The organism is Treponema sp. OMZ 305, from assembly GCF_024181325.1.
In the GTDB taxonomy this organism is placed as follows: Bacteria; Spirochaetota; Spirochaetia; order Treponematales; family Treponemataceae; genus Treponema.
Genome location: NZ_CP051300.1, coordinates 164,211 through 180,743 on the forward strand (window position 1 = coordinate 164,211; position 16,533 = coordinate 180,743).

Below are 16,533 nucleotides of genomic sequence, written 5' to 3' on the forward strand. Positions count from 1 at the left end.
AAGAAAGTTTTAATAGACAAGGTAATTATAGCAGTTACTTTTACGCTTTCGTTATCTTAGGTAAAACAATGATGCCGCCGATAAATACAACTAAAACAGCGATCCATGCGGAAAGAATATTCATAAAGATTCCACCGGTGATAAAACCTGCTAACGAACACGTTGCAACAAAAAGCGCATACGGCATCTGTGTTGCGACATGCTCCAAATGCGGGCAAGCTGCCCCCGTAGAGGATAAAATTGTAGTATCTGAAATAGGGGATGCATGATCACCGAAAACAGCCCCACCGAGGACGGCCGAAATACAGATGAAGACGGCGTTGAGCGCGGTATTTTGCGCTAATCCGGCGTTTTCCGTTAACCCGACAGCTATCGGCATAATAATCGGGATCATAATACCGAACGTACCCCAGCTCGTACCGGTTGCAAATGCAATAACGGCTGACAGCGCAAAGACGATGGCGGGGAGTATCCACAACGGGAAGGAACTGCTTACAACCAGTTCGGAAAGGTAACGTCCCAGTCCCAAACCGCCGTCTGCAGGAGATGAGCGTATGACCGCTCCGATTGACCACGCCATCGTCAAAATAATAAGAGCGGGAACCATAGACTTTATACCGTCGCGGACAGCTTCGCTTGCTTCTTTTAGATTCATAAGGCGGCGTGCAAGATAGTAAACGTATGTAACGGTTAAAGTAAAAATAATGGCATAAAAAAGCGCATAGGATGAATCGGTATTGATAAAAGCGTCGCGGAGACTCATCGATGCGGCTGCTTGTGATATATTGGTAATTGTGGAGCCGTCTATGGCATTGATCCACGAAACGGCGGGGAAAAAGACAATAGCAAAAACAATAAGGAGCAAAATGGGCAGCAGCATATCGATCGGCTTTGCGAGAGTTGTTTGCTCTTCGGGGACATCGCCGGAGATAACCCCGTAGACTTCTTCGTTCCAGAGGAGACCGGAAGTTCTTGCTAAGTTCTCTGATCTTTTCATAGCGCCAAAATCCGTTTTAAAAAAGATGATGACAAGAATCATCAGAATCGTTGTGAGCGCGTAAAGGTTGTACGGAATAGCGCGGATAAAAAATTCAAAATCGCTCATGCCTAGTTTACTGAATCCTTCGGAATTTCTTACGATAGACATAACGGTAACAACCCAGCTTGAAACAGGCGCTAAAATACATATCGGAGCTGCGGTGGAATCCAAAATATATGCGAGCTTTGCACGCGGAACCTTATGCTGATCATTTATCGGACGCATAACGGTTCCGACGGTTAAAGAGTTAAAATAGTCATCGATAAAAACGATTAACCCGAATATAAACGTTGCAAACTGAGAAGCTGTTCCGTTTTTCAGTTTTTTGGACATCCATAAACCAAATGCCTGTGCCGCCCCCGTTTTTGACAACATACCGACCAGTGCGCCGAGTAATCCGCAGAATAGGAAGATGCGGATATTCCAACCGTCTGCTAAAGAACCTGCAAGTAAATCCGTTACTTGCATAAGCGCCGCAGCAGGATTTCCACCGGCAACGATTAGACAGCCGGATAATATCCCCAAGAAAAGCGAGACAATAACATCTTTTGTGATGAAGGCAAGCGCAATAGTTAAAACGGGAGGGATAATACCCCACAGTCCAAAGTGATCCATAAAGATATAATGCTCCTTTTTATCAAGGTTGAGATAAGCTAAAAAAGAGAAAACCCCCAAAATCTAACCAAATGTTTAGAGATAACCGAAGAGGCATTGTAGCATATATTTTATATCTGTACAGTAGGAATGGGATGCTTGGTATACTTAGTATTATAGGAATGAGTTTATAATCCATCCTACAAATTCGGAAAACATCTTTACAATCAAAAAAAATGCGTTCTTCGTTAATGACTACCTGTTCGTTTTATGATATAGTACAGGGTATGCAAGAAATACCATTATCAGCGGACTTAGCTGTTCAAGCAAAAATGTTTTTACAGAAAACCTCATTCTTTTCCGGCTGGACTGACATTGAACTGGACGAAATTATGATGCACTGTCAAGTAAATGAATTTGAGGATGGCAGCGTAATATTTACACCCGAAGAGAACGGCTCGAAGGTCTATCTGTTACTGAACGGCAGTGTGGAAGTCCTTGCTCCCGATAAAAAGGCTGCGTTGGCTGAATTTGTTGCAGGGGAGTTATTCGGCGAAATCGCCTTGCTGACCGGTAAACCACACGATGCGTATGCAATAGCGCGTAAACAAGCCCGTGTCTTAGAATTTCCCAAAGGCGGGGTTCCGCTTGAAACCTTATTCCACGATAATCCGCGGATACTTGCACATCTCTTTCAATCATTATTGATTTTCACCTCTCAACGTACCAGAGCTGCCAATATGCTCATTAAAGAGAATTCACCGGTTGTACGCGAGCTGCGGAATCAAGTCTATAGCGATAAACTTTCCGGTCTATTTAACCGCACCTATTTAGAGGAATCTTTTGCAGAATTTTGCAAGGGACCTTTTGCACTTATTATGATGAAGCCCGATAACTTTAAGCAGATCAACGACAGTTTCGGTCATGAAGCGGGGGACACGGCTCTTATTTTTATTGCCGGTCATCTAAAAAAAGCCTTTTCGGAAAATACCATTTTGGTGCGTTACGAAGGGAACGAATTTGCAGTCCTTACGCATCTCTATGCCGATAAGGAGTCTGCTCGAACATTTGCAGAGAAAATCAAACATGAGTTGGAAACGTTAGATCTTTCTCATCTTTTTAATGGAGAGAAAATCTTTTTAAGTATGAGCCTTGGTGTTGTCCTCTTTCCCCAGCACGGGAAAATTTACACCGATATTGTAACACGGTGTTCCGGTATGCCGCTCATAGGTAGACAACGCGGCGGTTCGATGATTTTATTTCCGGAGGATATATAATGCTCGAAGTAAAACAGCGATGGCTTGAAGTTTTACGGAAAACCTCTCTTTTTTCACGCTTAACACCTGATCAAATGGGCGTTGTCCTTTCATCCCTTTTCTATTGCGAGGTTGAAGCAGGGCAGACCCTCGTGTATGAAGGGGAAATCGGTTCGGAGCTTTTTATTATTGTGCAAGGATGCATATCGATTTCGGTAAAATCGGGAGAAGAAAATATCGAACTGGGCAGACTGCGTTCCGGAGACTTTTTCGGTGAAATGTCGCTGCTTGAACAAACGGCCCGTTCAGCTTCTTGTACGGCGGTGGAAAACACCTCCTGCTTTATGCTTAAAGCGCGGGATTTTTCGCAGATTATTGTAAACGACCCTGTTATTGCCGTTTCTATCCTACAACAAATGCTTTCAAGTACGGTTTCCCGCCTCTTGCGGACAAACAGCTTTTTAACGCAAGTTATCCAATGGGGCGACGAAGCTAAGAAGCGCGCCATCACCGATCCCTTTACAGGCCTCTTTAACCGGCGCTATTTGGATGATAATATCGGAAACCTTATCCGCCGAAACACGGAAACCACCGGCGCCAGTTTTGCAATGGTGGATGTCGACCGTTTCGGTACTTTAAACAAAACCTACGGAAGTGTGTTCTGCGACAGCATTTTACTTGCAATTACCGATGTGTTTAAGAAAACCTTTGACCATCAGGATACGCTGATCCGGTACGGCGGCGACGAGTTCTGTTTTATTGTCGGAGGAAATTTTGAACGAGCTGAAACGCTTTGCCAAAATGTCTGTGAGGGAGTAAACGCTATCAGATTTAACGAGCATCCCGATTTGGCGGTTTCTTGTTCAATCGGCTTAGTTCCCTGCGCCCATAACGATAATGTGCAGGATATACTCAAGCATTCCGACGAAGCGCTATACTGTGCAAAAGAGCAGGGGCGAAACCGTGTATGCACAGCTTAGTACAGTACAAAAACGCGGAGCTGTCATATCAAGTCGTATCAATATGAAAAAATATAAGGTTTATACGGTATGATTTCACTTCTAAAGCTCTTCGGTGTGGGAGTATTCATTGGAATCGCCAATGTTGTACCAGGAGTTTCCGGCGGTACGATTGCAGTAATTTGCAATGTCTACGATAAATTAATCATATTGAGTTCACTTAATTGTAAACGGATAAAAGAGGCTTGGCAGGATATACTAAGCCTTGCCTTGGGAATCGGTGCGGGAATTGTGCTGTTTGCAAAGGTGATTACGCTGCTATACCGCGCGTATCCGGCACAGACAAGCGCCTTTTTTATCGGGGTTGTGGCGGGGAGCATTCCGTTTTTATTCCGAAAGGCTCGTGCCGGTATCCCCGCTGCGGCAGTTGCAGAGAATGGCTCTCTGACAGCCGGATGGCTGTATGGAACGCTATGCTGCGGAATTACCGGTTTTGCACTGATGCTGGGAATGTTTTTCTTACAGCGTCGCGGTGTACAAGCTGCTGCCGTTGTTACCGCCTTTTCGCTGCCATTTGCGGCAAAATTAGCGGTAATGGGAGCTTTAGCTGCGGTTGCGATGCTGATTCCGGGTATTTCCGGCTCGTTTGTGTTGTTGATTCTCGGCGTATATCCGACAGTACTGCAAGCAGTCGCGGACTTTAATATGCTATTGCTTATACCTATTGCGCTTGGCGTTGGGGCAGGGTTGGTATTCGGAGCGCGACTGATTGCCGTATTGCTGGAACGCTTCCCTGCGCTGATGTATGCTTTTATTCTCGGCTTGGTTGCAGGCTCGGTATTCTATCTCTATCCGAACACCAGCTGCCAGCCTTTTACGATGCGGGTTGTTTCCGGAATAGTATGTGTTATCGGCTACGCGGCTGTTTCGTTCTTTTCGAGGCGAGAAGCACTGGAACAGCAGAAAGATGCCGCAGATGAGGAATAACCGTATATCTTTTTCAGTGGGAGGAATGTATGTTTGAATCTTTACAAGTAACATCGGAATTAGTAGACAAGGTGATTAAGCCTTTTTCTGCGTTAGCTAAACATGGTGTACTCGTCAGCGCCGGACATGGAACGGAACGCGGCGAGTGGAATACTATGACTGCATCGTGGGCATTGATGGGGCATTTATGGAACCGACCGATGGCTGCTTTGTTTATTAGACCGCAGCGGCATACCGCGGTATTTGCCGAAGAAGAAGATTACTTGAGCGTGTCCTTTTTGGATACTGCCGATGAAAAAATGTGCGAAGCCCTTAAAATTTGCGGTACCGTGTCGGGCAGGGATGAAGATAAAGCTGCCAGCGCGGGGCTTACACCGGTATTCCACGACAATACCGTTATCGGATTTGAGGAAGCCATACTCACCGTATCATGCCGGAAACTCTACCGGAGTCAGTTCGATATGGACTCGTTTTTAGACCCACAGGTCATTATCGACTGTTATCCCAAAAAAGATTTTCACTACGTCTATTTCTGCGAAATCCGCGATGCCTATCTTCGCAGCAAATAGAACACTGATATACAATAATAAGGGAACCGTCTCAGACATTTGTTAAGAGGTCACCTTCCTAAAAATTGAACAACTGAACAAAGTGTTAACTTTGGAAGTTGTTCAATTCGTGCGCGACAGGCGCACACGTTAATCCGCGACGTTTGCGCAAAGCAAACTCGCCGTGTTTTTAAGCGGTACCATTTGTACCGCTTAAAATAAACCTTCCTTTTGTGCGAAATTTTGAATAAAATTTCGCACAGTTTATTCAAAGAAGGGCAAACGCATCAGGCAGAGTAGATAAAAATCGCAGAAAAATTGAGACTGCGAGACCATTTGAACCGCAAAGTGGTTCAACTCTGGTCGAGCAGACTCAATTTTTCTGCGGGGCTGCTAAAGCAACTGCCTGATGCGTTTAACCCCATGAGAGGTTTCTATGAAAAAAATAATTGCGTTGTTTTTTATGATGATACTTGTGAGTGCCGTGTTTGCACAGGACGCGGCGCAAACTGAAACAGGCAGTCTTGAAGATGAGCTGTTCGGCGGCGATACTGAAGCGCTCGTAACACCGGAGCAGGCAAACGCCGAAACTCAAAAAAACGGTGTTTCCCTAACGGGCGATCTTAAAACCGCAACACTCGCACTCGAAAGCAATAAGTTGCGTATCGGCGGCTCGTTAAACACTGAATTGGGGCTTAAATATGTATGGACTGATCCGTACACAAAGAAAAACGATGCGAAAAAAGCTTTTTTAAATCCTGCGGTGGCACAGCTGCAGCCGACAATCGGTGCAAATCTCTTTTTTGATGCGCGCCCGGTACAGGACTTAAAGTTATACGGCAAGTTCCTTTTTGAATTCCCGTTTGAAAAGAGTTTGAACGGAACAATAAGTATCACAAAAGAGCAAATGGATGAGATTTTGAAGCAGTATCCAGCTCTAAAGACCATACCAAATTTTCCACGAAATGGATTTGGATATCCTATCAGTGTAAACGGTTCACCGAATTTTAAAATTTGGGAACTGTATACCGATTTCTCGACAAAGGATATTGCGTTTTTCCGGTTTGGAAAACATACGGTTAAGTGGGGAACCGGTTATTTTTATAGTCCGGCTGATGTTATCAATATTTCGCGGATAGACCCTGAAAAACCGACGGCAGACCGAGAAGGTCCCGTTTCGCTGCGAACGCATATTGTTATTCCTAAGACGCAGTACAATATATGGTTGTATTTGCTGCCCGACACGGAAACGTTTAAGCCGCAGTATACGGCAGGAGCTGCAAAGGCAGAGTTTGTGTTCGGCGACTGGGAGTTGGGTGTCGGCGGCTGGTATCGCTATGAAAAGGCGCCGCGGTTTATTACAACCCTCTCCGGCAGTATTGCGGGAAAGGTTGCCGTCTTTGCGGAAGGCGTATTTGCATGGGGCAGCGATTATACGTATTATAGAGACGATGCTGCACTGACGCCGTATACGGTAAAAAACAAGCCGTTTTTCCAAGCGACGCTCGGCGGCTCGTATTCAAATGAGAACTCGCATACAACGATTGCATTCCAATATTACTATAACGGCTTCGGCTATGCGAACACAAAAGTCATCGACCGTATTGCTGATAACGCAGCAGATGCTTTGAACAAAAAAAATTTCACTGATCCTTCGCTCAAAAAATACGAGAATATCGCCGCAATGGGAAATCGAGGCCGGCACTACATCGCGTTTACGGTATCTCAGAACAAGATCGGCACGGAAGATTTGACGGCAAATTTGTTCCAGCAGTTTGCAATCAGCGAGCTTGAAGGGCTGACAACACTCAGCTTGAACTGGAGGATATTTAAGTTTGTGCAGATGAGTACCGGGCCGATATTCTCGTATCCGCTGAGTCCTTCGTCGCACAGTAAAGGCTCCATCGGCTATAACCTCAGCTTTAAGCTCGGCGGCGGCAAGTTCTAATGCTGGTCAACTTTCCATTTGCGCGAAGGGGTTAGGCCGTCTCTATTACAACTAAGTCTTGATACACTCACAACTTAATTTTAAACATCGCTTCTAAAGATTAAGACTCACGGAAGGGTGCCTGTATTAAATCAATATCTTCTTTGCAGCGCCGCCGTAATACTTGTTGCGCAATTCGTGAACCTGCTCGTCGCGGATGTAGTCGTCAAAGGGCATCATCCGGTCGATTACACCGCCGGGGGTAATTTCCACAATGCGGTTTGCGATGGACGAGATGAACTCGTGGTCATGCGAGTTGAATAGTACAACACCGGGAAAGGCGATGAGCGCTTCGTTCAAGCTGGTAATCGCTTCCAAGTCGAGGTGATTGGTCGGCTCATCCATAATGAGGACATTGGCGCCGGAAAGCATCAGCTTACTGAGCATACACCGTACCTTTTCTCCTCCCGAAAGCACTTTGACCGGTTTGAGCGATTCATCGCCGGTAAAAAGCATCCGTCCCAAAAAGCCGCGCACGTATGCTTCATCCTGTTCGGTGGAAAATTGCCGCAGCCAGTCGGTAATGTTCAAATCGGTTTCAAAGTAGCTGGAATTATCTTTGCTGAGATAGGCATTCGTAACGGTTTGTCCCCAATACACATCCCCCGAATCGGCGGTTTTAACACCGGCAATAATATCGAAGAAAGCCGATTTTGAGTTATGCTCCTGCCCAACAAAGGCGATTTTGTCCGTTCGGTTCACGGTCAAGCTGAAATCTTTGAGCAGCGTAATGCCGTTGCCGGAACCTTCTTCCTTAGAAGTGTAATTCAACTTTTCTACGCGAACAACGTTATTCCCGATTTCTCTATCCGGTTTAAAGTGGACATACGGGAATTTTCGGGTGGTAACTTCCAGTTCTTCCAGAGCAAGTTTGTCGTACACTTTTTTGCGGCTGGTTGCCTGTCGGCTTTTTGCCGCGTTAGAAGCGAAGCGCAGGATAAATTCGCGCAGGTCTTTCATCTTTTCTTCGCGTTTTTTCTGCTGGTCGCGTGCTTGTCGCTGCATAATCTGACTCATCTGATACCAGAAGTCGTAGTTACCGCTGTACATACGGATTTTGCCAAAGTCGATATCGCAGATATGCGTACACACGGTGTTCAGAAAGTGTCGGTCGTGCGATACCACGATCACCGTATTGGGAAACTCAATTAAAAACTCCTCCAGCCAGCTGATGGATTCAAGGTCGAGACCGTTCGTCGGTTCGTCCAACAACAGAATATCGGGATTGCCGAACAGCGCCTGCGCCAGCAGTACCCGCACCTTCTGGCTTTCGTCAAGCTCGCTCATCATACGCTCGTGGTTTGCCTCTTCCAAACCGAGCCCGGAGAGCATCTGTTCTACCTGATTTTCCGCCTCCCAGCCGCCCATGTCGGCAAACTCACCTTCAAGCTCCGAGGCGCGGATACCGTCCGCTTCGCTGAAATCTTCCTTTTCGTAAATGGTTTCCCGCTCTTTCATAATCTTGTAGAGCTGCGGGTAGCCCATGTATACGGTGTCTTTGACGGAATACTCATCAAACGCAAAGTGATCCTGCCGCAGTACCGCCATCCGTTCACCCGGCGTAATGCTGATTTCTCCGCTATCGTGTTCCAATTCGCCTGAAAGCAGCTTGAGGAATGTTGACTTGCCTGCTCCATTCGCTCCGATAATGCCGTAGCAGTTCCCGGGGGTAAATTTTAAATTGACATCTTTAAAAAGAGGTTTTTCCGAAAATTTTAAACTAACATCGCTTACTGTAATCATAAAGGTCAGTATAGCCTAAAAGAAAAAAAGAGTGAACGGGATGGATGAATAAACGCATCAGGTCGTTTTTTAACACCCCCACGGAAAAACCGAGACTATTCGACCAGAACTGCCAAGGATGGCATCGCTAAACAATGTACATCCTTGTACATTGTTTAGCTTCGAGTTTTTCTGATGAAAAACTCGATACTGTTTGGAACCACTGACTTCCTGTCAGTGCAGCGATGTTTTGTGCGTACACAAAACTCGCCTTCAACTGTTGTACACGGATGTACAACAGTTGAAGATGGTTCAAATGGTCTCACAGTCTCAGTTTTTCCGCGGTTTTTATCTAGTCTACCTGATGCGTTTATCCATTTGTGGGAAAAATGTGCGAAATTTTATTTCCTTAAAATGCAACAGTTGAACAAAATATGAATTTTGGAAACTGTTGCATTCGTGCGCGAAAAGCGCACATATCAATACGCAAGTTTTCGAAAGAAAACTTGACAGTTAAGGTGAGCGGCGTCATTGTAGACGCTCACCTTATACCTATGAAATTTCGCACAGAAGGGCTGTTACGGATTATGGGTTTCTGCCAATACCCGTTGGTAAACTTCGACAATTTTTTTTGTCATCGTTTGATAATTGTCTTGCAATGCGGCTGAGTTTATTTCCTCTTTGAGCGTTTTACCGTCCTTAGTATGTTGTTTTTTATCATAGATGTTGTGCAGAATGTTAACGAATGCGGCCGAATCTTTAAAAGCGAAGCCTGTTACTCCTTCGATATATTGATCTTCATTTTCTTCGTCATACAGATGAATTACAGGTATGCCGCAGGCAATCGCTTCAAGAGCCGAAACCGAATGGTTTTCCGAAAGCGAGGTCATAATGTATGCATCACATAAGTGGTAATAGTATTTGATATTCTCATGCAGCACGGCGCCGGTAAAGATAACCGAATGGGTAAGGCCGTAATCTTTTGCTTGCTGTTCAAGCTCTGCTCTGGCGGGACCGTTTCCGATTATAAATAATTTAGCATTCGGCATTCCGTCTACAAACTGTCTCCAATACTCTAATGTGAGTGAAAGATTTTTTTCCGCAGCAAGTCTCCCACAAAAACAAGCGATAAAATCATCAGGCTGAATGGCATACTGAATTTTAAGATTTTGAATAACATCTTGATTGAGCGTCTCTTCGGCAAAATCGGTTGTAATACATGCATTGGGGATTTTATAAATCGGTGTTGTTACTTTGCACTGCTTTAAGAAATCTTCCAGTTTTGTTGATGCACAGATAACCGCTTTAGCGGCATTGGTATACCGTAAAATACCATGGTCGATAAAATCTTTTACCGCTTTAAGATTTTGCAATGCACCGAAATAGTGAATATAATCGTAGTACATACTGTGGCAGGTATATACAATCGGTATATTGAGTTTACGCCCCGCATACAAGGCGAATAGACCTTGGCTGAATTCATGGTGAATATGGATAATATCAGGCTTCCATTCTTTTAGCAGTTTTAATCTGGTTCTACTATGCGGATAAGAAACGGAATAATTGTAAAGATGGTGCAATTTTACGGCAGGGCTGTATAAAATACCGTCGGTAATATGATGATGCTTTGTATCTGCATCGGGTTTAACGATGAGAACATCATGTCCCAATTCAATTAAACCTTTTCGCAGCGCTTCGATATGATATACGGCGCCGTTTATTTCCGGAAGATAGCATTCGGTAAAAATAGCAATTCGCATATAAGTAACCCTTTATAAGTCGGCTTTTATCCTATCACGGTAAGACGGCAAAAGCAAGCTGTAAAGCAGAACTGCAAAAGGGCTATGGTATTTTGAGCTAGTCCTTGATATATACGATGGACATCTTTTCTCGTTTTATCTATATTGTGTATCAATTATTTCAAAGGATTAAAAAATGAAGCGTTTTATTATCGTTCTATTACTATCCTTAAAGCCTACCGTGTTCTGTTTTGCAGACACGCCGTATGCGCTATTTGTGGAAAATGACCATTGGATTTATGACGCAATGCACATCCTTTCGGTCGAATCGCGGCAGACAACGCTTGCAGACCGTCAGCCGCTTTCTAAGGGTGAGCTTGCCGAATACTTTTCTTCGTTTGAGAATACCGCTATACCGCAGGCAAGCGAACCGCTATACCGTATGATGCAGGGATATTTTTCAGGGCATCCGTTTTTGTTTACTCGTAAATATTTTTCATTTGACGTGAATGGTATTTTTGCGCTGCAAGGGCAATATGTACACAACCGCGAAAAGGAAGTAAGGCTGGATAGTTTTTTACGGTATAATAGAACGCCCGCCGTTGTTTCCATCCCGATGCATGTGATGTTTACCCGGTATGTTGATTTTTTTGCTAACCTCAGTTTAAAGAAGAATTATTGGGCGGCGGAATTGTCCTATCCGTATACAAATCTGCCCTTAGAAGGGAATGCCTTTGATGCGTCCTTTCCTATGCAGGCGGGATTGAGCCTTGGAAATCACTTCTTTAATTTTAGTATTGGACGAGGTGCTTTAAATATCGGTAGGTCACTTGCGGGTAGTATGCTGATCGCAGATACCGTAGATCGAATGGATTACATAACCGCCTCATTTTTCTATAAGAAGGTGCGATTAGCACTGAATGTATTGGAATTGGAACCTACCCGATTTGTATTTTCTCACGAAGCTTCGTTCCGCCCAATTAATTGGATTACACTTCGCTTTTACGAAGGCATCGTACTTAATGCTCCGTTTGATCCTAAATACTTAAACCCGATGATGATTTTTCATAATTTTTTCGGCTGGCGAGAGAAGACTTTTAATGCAAATGCTTCTGAAGAATCCGGAAAATCAAGCATCGGCTGCCAATTCGGTATCGGTTTAGATGTGGTACCCATACGAGGGTTGCGGCTATATGCTCAATACGGTCAAAATCAGTTTCAGACTTTGTTCGAGCTGAAAAACTATCCCACCGCCCGAAATATTCCTAACAGCCTCGGCGGTTTAGCCGGTGTTGAGTATATCCATCCGTTCAGCTTTGGACATCTTTCGATAACGGGAGAATTTTTATACGCGAATCCATGGATGTATATAATGGAAAATAAGCATATCAGTTTATACCATCGCCGAAAAGATACCGTTGCAGGTAAGGGAATGACGAACTCATATATCCGGCAATGGGTTGCAAATCCTTATGGACCGGACACCATGGGGGCTTTTTTGCAGGTTTCTCTAACGGAGCTGCAAAAGTACCGCGCAAAGCTTGGTTATCGTTTTTTGGTAAAAGGAGAAAACGAGGATAATTTTTTTGATCCCAGCAAAGAAAAACCAGGAAAGCCGGGTGTCTATTACCCTGATGCCGATCACTATGAAGCCATAGCGCAGGCAAAGACTCCTTCCGGGAATCCGGCATACTTCCATACGATTTCGGTGGAAGGTTCGTATCGGGTGATTAAACAGCTTGAACTGAATGCAGGGCTGAACTGGACAATTGTATCCGGTAGAAAGAAGGGACACGCAGTGGATATTTATTCTTCGGTTAAATATACGATACGGTAAAGTCTCCTTATATGGTATGTTCCTGCTTGAGCATATTGCCGATTTCTGGTAATTTCGTGAAATACTATAGAAATCATTATGAAAAAACGAGGTTATGATGAAAAAGATTTTGTGCGTTGGGCTTTTGTTTGCTGCACTATATATGAATATAGGCGCCCAGGTCGCAGTCAATGTGTTTGATCCCTTTTATGAGGATTTGTCGATATGGGAGGGCTGCGGTTTAATTAATGATGCCCCCAATATTCGGCCATATCCTTTGCAAGAAATACAACGTATCTTACAAATTGTTATTGATACAGGCGATGCCGGTCAGCGGCGGCGGGCGCAAGAATATTATAACCGCTTTTTCGGAAGAGTATTTCATTTCGGCGGGCTGGCTGAAGTAGCGGTAAAAGCGCCCCAAAAGCAGTATGAATTAAATTTGGCTCCCTTTATAGATATTAATTATTCATTGCATAGACTTTTTACGATTTCCGGAAGGGTGAGTGTTTTCCTAACAAATAAGCTTTTTTCCCAGGCGCTGACTCCGCTCTTTCAATATTCAAAATATGATCTTGCGGATGACGGCGTCTTTGCCGGCAAATTTCTGGTACTGCCGGTATTTAACACAGGGATTGCTTTTGGTACTCCTCAGTATTATGTTACTGCCGGTATTGCACGTACCAATCATGGTCCATTTTACGATAACAGCCTCTTTGTCGGATCTCAAGCAATGCATCAAGGGCAATTTACCTTTGTTGTCAATAAAGAAAAATGGACATATAATCAAGCACTACTTACGTTAACCGCAACAAGTGACCGCGGCGATAGCCGTAGCCGTAAGCCGGGTAAGTTTTTAGCAATCCATTCATTGAATATACGCCCGCTGCCATGGCTTTCATTTGGGATTGTTGATACGATTATTTATGGTAACCGGTTTGAGCCTATTTACTTACTTCCTTTCTCAGCATTTTTTGTCAGTCAAGGGTTGTATGCCTTTCCCGATAACAGCCTTATAGGCGGAACTTTTACGATTAAACCGGTCAAGGGTTTACGATTAGACGGAGCTCTCTATGCTGATGACCTCGGATTTAACGAAATTGTTAAGTTCAAAAAAGATGCAAAATGGCGTATGTCGGGGCAATTCGGAGTAAGCTATACCATGCCGAAGACACATTGGTTTTCTTTTGTCGATTTGAATTATACCTTTGTATTCCCCTATACATATACGCATTTTGATGGTTCTACTATAAGCGCACCGAATTATCAGAATTATACCCATAATGGAGTTCCTATCGGTAGTAATTTAGAACCTAATTCGGATAGAATCCTGTTGAAACTCAAGTTTAAACCGCTGTATGGTTTGGATGTTAATGTATCAAATACGTTTATCCGCCATGCAAACGTAAATGAAAGCATTACTGATATTGCTATTCTAAAAGACTATGTATCAAAGGAATACACAACTGACGGATCTACGCACAACCATGCAACGATAACAAATGACTCAGGACCAATAACCCACGCATATCTTTATGCCAACCCCTTTATGCGACAGCAGACCATCCAATATGTTAATCAACTGGCACTTGATGTGAGTTGCCATTTGCCGATTCTAAAGTCGGGCGGGTATATGCTGTTTAAATTCGGCTATGTGTTCGAGGCAAATATTAATCCCGGTGTGCGGCAAAATATCTATAAGGCAAAAAAACCGGAGTGGTATGGAAAAGAGATTAAAGACATAGCCGGTGGAGAAGCAGCTGTCCGGGCAGAAGCCGCCAGACAGCTTGCAGACTGGCGTGCCAAAGCTATCGGGAAACAGTTCAACCACTATATTCGGTTAAGCGCAGAGTTTGCGTATTAAATATCTATCAGTTTTCCGCTCCGAAAGGATTCGGTACATTTACCGGCAATAACGGATACCGCCGTACCGTCATATACGGAGACGGACGGTTTCCGCTTTGAGCGGATGCAGTCTACAAATGCTTCCATTTCGTGCAGATAAGCCTGTGCAAACCGCTCCTGAAAATTCTCCGAACACTCTTTGCGGACACCGTACCGGTCAAGAATTTCAACCAAGTTTTTTTGAGGCACGGAAGCGATTCGCAGCGTTGCCTTCGTTCCGATAATTTCCGTTTCGACGTTATACCCGTGCGGTGCGGTTCTACCGGCAAAGAGGAAGGCCATTGCATCGTTTTTAAACTTCATTAAGCAGGAGACATTATCACCGTCTTCATACTGAGCAAATTCGGGATACGCATAACAACCGCCAACCGCATAGACCGAAACAGGTTCGCTTGAAAGCATCCAACGGGCAAGGTCGATATCGTGAGAAGACATATCATAGAATTCGCCGCCGCTGTGCGGAGCAAACGCAATCGCGCCGTCAATACAGCTGATCGGATCCTGACTATAAGAGCGGAACAGTATCGGCCGGCCGATCTCGCCTGCATCGATTTTTTCTTTTGCATAGCGGTAGGATTCATCAAAACGGCGCATAAACCCAAGCATAAACACTGCGTCGGGATGGGCTTCTACCGCTTTTTCCGCAAGGCGGCATTCTTCAAGGCTGGTGCCAAGCGGTTTTTCACAAAACACGTGCTTACCGCGCTCCAAAGCCTGCGCAATCTGCGTACAGTGGAGAGCCGATGGGGAAACAATCGCTACCGCATCAAGCTCCTCAACGGCAAGCATTTCTTCAAAAGACGTACAGTAATGGCGGACACCGAGTTCTTTCCCAACCCGATGCAGTTTTTCGGTATCGATGTCGCACAAAGCGACCAGTTCCGCGCCCGGAATTCTTGTTGCAATATTTTTTGCGTGTTCGAGTCCTAAGCGACCTAAACCGACTGAACCTATCCGTATCTTGTTCATTTATTTTTTCCCCTTATTTTTCCGCATATCGACGATAACTGCCGCTACGATAATGACGCCTTCGGCAATCTGCTGCCAATAGGAGCTGACCGACAAAAGCGTTAACCCGTTTCTCAGTACGGAAATAAGCAATGCTCCGATAACTGCGCCCCAAATAGTGCCGATGCCGCCGGTATGACTGGTACCGCCGACCGTCGTTGCAGCAATTGCCGTCAACTCATAGCCGGTTGCGGCGGAAGGATGCATACTGCCCGCCCGTCCTGCATACACAATAGCTGCAACACCGGCAAGCAATCCGCAATAAGCATAGATGATAATCAGCGTTTTATTCACATTTACGCCGGAAATTTCCGCAGCCCGTTTATTCCCGCCGAGTGCATAGACAGCCTTGCCGAACTTGGTATTATGCAGCAGTATCCACGAAATGATAATCATCACAACATACACCAGTACCGCAACCGGAATATATCCGAAAAGCTTGCCCTGTCCGATTACATCAAAGCCGGACAGCAAATTGCTGATCGGCGTGCCGCCCGTATAGACAAGCACAAGACCGCGCGCAACGGTGTACATACCGAGCGTTGCAATAAACGGCGGGATGCGCGTTGCCGAAATAAGCCATCCGTTCAGCGCACCTGAAGCGGCGCCTACCGATAAGGCCGCAAGGATGGGAACAATAAGCGGCATTTGAGGTAAGTTCGGAAAATAGCGCGGTACAGCTCCTGCGACCTGCCCGATGCTTGCCATAATACAGCCCGCCAATGCGAGCACCGAACCGACGGAAAGATCAATTCCCTGTGAGGTGATGACAAAGGTCATACCGAGCGCCAAAATACCGTAAATGGCCGTTTGGCTCAGTACATTAAAAATATTTGTTAAACCTAAGAATCTCGGATTTAATATCGAGATAACAATAATCATCAGAATGAGCACCAGTACGATACCATAGGTTTGTACCAGCGCCTTTAACGTTTTTATATCAAAGCGGCTTGTTCCTGCTCCAGCCATATCT

At 44.9% G+C, this 16,533-nt stretch carries 12 protein-coding genes; 7 read left to right on the forward strand and 5 right to left on the reverse strand.

Features of this window, described 5'->3' with window-relative positions; translation table 11 throughout:
* Window positions 1–40 precede the first annotated feature (40 nt).
* Entirely contained in the window at window positions 41–1,654 is a 1,614-nt protein-coding gene (locus tag ABK01_RS00770; RefSeq protein ID WP_253675859.1) for a Na+/H+ antiporter NhaC family protein, read from the reverse strand.
* Window positions 1,655–1,920: 266 nt separating this feature from the next.
* Between ABK01_RS00770 and ABK01_RS00775 the strand changes: the two genes are divergently transcribed.
* The 5 genes from ABK01_RS00775 to ABK01_RS00795 all read left to right on the forward strand — a co-directional run bounded on the left by ABK01_RS00775 (window position 1,921) and on the right by ABK01_RS00795 (window position 7,331).
* Window positions 1,921–2,910: a GGDEF domain-containing protein gene (locus tag ABK01_RS00775; RefSeq protein WP_253675860.1), complete on the forward strand. Its 990-nt coding sequence runs from the start codon at window positions 1,921–1,923 to the stop codon at window positions 2,908–2,910.
* The gene (locus ABK01_RS00780) at window positions 2,910–3,869 is read left to right on the forward strand and encodes a GGDEF domain-containing protein (RefSeq protein WP_212565669.1); all 960 of its coding nucleotides are present in this window, start codon (window positions 2,910–2,912) and stop codon (window positions 3,867–3,869) included. Before ABK01_RS00775 ends, ABK01_RS00780 begins: the two co-directional genes overlap by 1 nt.
* A 69-nt stretch (window positions 3,870–3,938) precedes the next feature.
* Window positions 3,939–4,835, forward strand: coding sequence for a DUF368 domain-containing protein (locus ABK01_RS00785; RefSeq protein WP_253675861.1), 897 nt, complete (start codon window positions 3,939–3,941; stop codon window positions 4,833–4,835).
* A gap of 29 nt (window positions 4,836–4,864) precedes the next feature.
* Complete coding sequence (locus ABK01_RS00790) at window positions 4,865–5,404, forward strand: flavin reductase (protein ID WP_253675862.1); 540 nt, start codon at window positions 4,865–4,867, stop codon at window positions 5,402–5,404.
* Between the two features lie 415 nt (window positions 5,405–5,819).
* Window positions 5,820–7,331: a hypothetical protein gene (locus ABK01_RS00795; RefSeq protein ID WP_253675863.1), complete on the forward strand. Its 1,512-nt coding sequence runs from the start codon at window positions 5,820–5,822 to the stop codon at window positions 7,329–7,331.
* A gap of 126 nt (window positions 7,332–7,457) precedes the next feature.
* Here ABK01_RS00795 and ABK01_RS00800 read toward each other — a convergent pair whose 3' ends face one another.
* Together ABK01_RS00800 and ABK01_RS00805 are read right to left on the reverse strand one after the other, a co-directional pair.
* On the reverse strand, window positions 7,458–9,113 hold the full coding sequence (locus tag ABK01_RS00800; RefSeq protein ID WP_253675864.1) for an ABC-F family ATP-binding cassette domain-containing protein: 1,656 nt from the start codon (window positions 9,111–9,113) through the stop codon (window positions 7,458–7,460).
* A 557-nt stretch (window positions 9,114–9,670) separates the two neighbouring features.
* A complete protein-coding gene (locus tag ABK01_RS00805) occupies window positions 9,671–10,852 on the reverse strand; it encodes a glycosyltransferase (protein ID WP_253675865.1) in 1,182 nt (393 codons plus the stop codon).
* Window positions 10,853–11,027: 175 nt separating this feature from the next.
* Between ABK01_RS00805 and ABK01_RS00810 the strand changes: the two genes are divergently transcribed.
* Complete coding sequence (locus ABK01_RS00810) at window positions 11,028–12,668, forward strand: hypothetical protein (RefSeq protein ID WP_253675866.1); 1,641 nt, start codon at window positions 11,028–11,030, stop codon at window positions 12,666–12,668.
* A gap of 97 nt (window positions 12,669–12,765) precedes the next feature.
* Window positions 12,766–14,511 carry a hypothetical protein gene (locus ABK01_RS00815; protein ID WP_253676621.1) on the forward strand — a complete coding sequence of 582 codons (1,746 nt, stop codon included), beginning with the start codon at window positions 12,766–12,768 and terminating at the stop codon, window positions 14,509–14,511.
* Here ABK01_RS00815 and iolG read toward each other — a convergent pair.
* Window positions 14,508–15,521, reverse strand: coding sequence for an inositol 2-dehydrogenase (gene iolG, locus ABK01_RS00820; protein ID WP_253675867.1), 1,014 nt, complete (start codon window positions 15,519–15,521; stop codon window positions 14,508–14,510). The two genes, ABK01_RS00815 and iolG, sit on opposite strands and share 4 nt — an antisense overlap.
* Window positions 15,522–16,529 carry an ABC transporter permease gene (locus tag ABK01_RS00825; RefSeq protein WP_253675868.1) on the reverse strand — a complete coding sequence of 336 codons (1,008 nt, stop codon included), beginning with the start codon at window positions 16,527–16,529 and terminating at the stop codon, window positions 15,522–15,524. It lies immediately after the preceding gene.
* Window positions 16,530–16,533: the final 4 nt, after the last annotated feature.

Coding starts and splice junctions, on each gene's coding strand:
- ABK01_RS00770 (WP_253675859.1), bottom strand. CDS start 1,654: ATGGATCACTTTGGACTGTGGGGTATTATCCCTCCCGTTTTAACTATT.
- ABK01_RS00775 (WP_253675860.1), top strand. CDS start 1,921: ATGCAAGAAATACCATTATCAGCGGACTTAGCTGTTCAAGCAAAAATG.
- ABK01_RS00780 (WP_212565669.1), top strand. CDS start 2,910: ATGCTCGAAGTAAAACAGCGATGGCTTGAAGTTTTACGGAAAACCTCT.
- ABK01_RS00785 (WP_253675861.1), top strand. CDS start 3,939: ATGATTTCACTTCTAAAGCTCTTCGGTGTGGGAGTATTCATTGGAATC.
- ABK01_RS00790 (WP_253675862.1), top strand. CDS start 4,865: ATGTTTGAATCTTTACAAGTAACATCGGAATTAGTAGACAAGGTGATT.
- ABK01_RS00795 (WP_253675863.1), top strand. CDS start 5,820: ATGAAAAAAATAATTGCGTTGTTTTTTATGATGATACTTGTGAGTGCC.
- ABK01_RS00800 (WP_253675864.1), bottom strand. CDS start 9,113: ATGATTACAGTAAGCGATGTTAGTTTAAAATTTTCGGAAAAACCTCTT.
- ABK01_RS00805 (WP_253675865.1), bottom strand. CDS start 10,852: ATGCGAATTGCTATTTTTACCGAATGCTATCTTCCGGAAATAAACGGC.
- ABK01_RS00810 (WP_253675866.1), top strand. CDS start 11,028: ATGAAGCGTTTTATTATCGTTCTATTACTATCCTTAAAGCCTACCGTG.
- ABK01_RS00815 (WP_253676621.1), top strand. CDS start 12,766: ATGAAAAAGATTTTGTGCGTTGGGCTTTTGTTTGCTGCACTATATATG.
- iolG (WP_253675867.1), bottom strand. CDS start 15,521: ATGAACAAGATACGGATAGGTTCAGTCGGTTTAGGTCGCTTAGGACTC.
- ABK01_RS00825 (WP_253675868.1), bottom strand. CDS start 16,529: ATGGCTGGAGCAGGAACAAGCCGCTTTGATATAAAAACGTTAAAGGCG.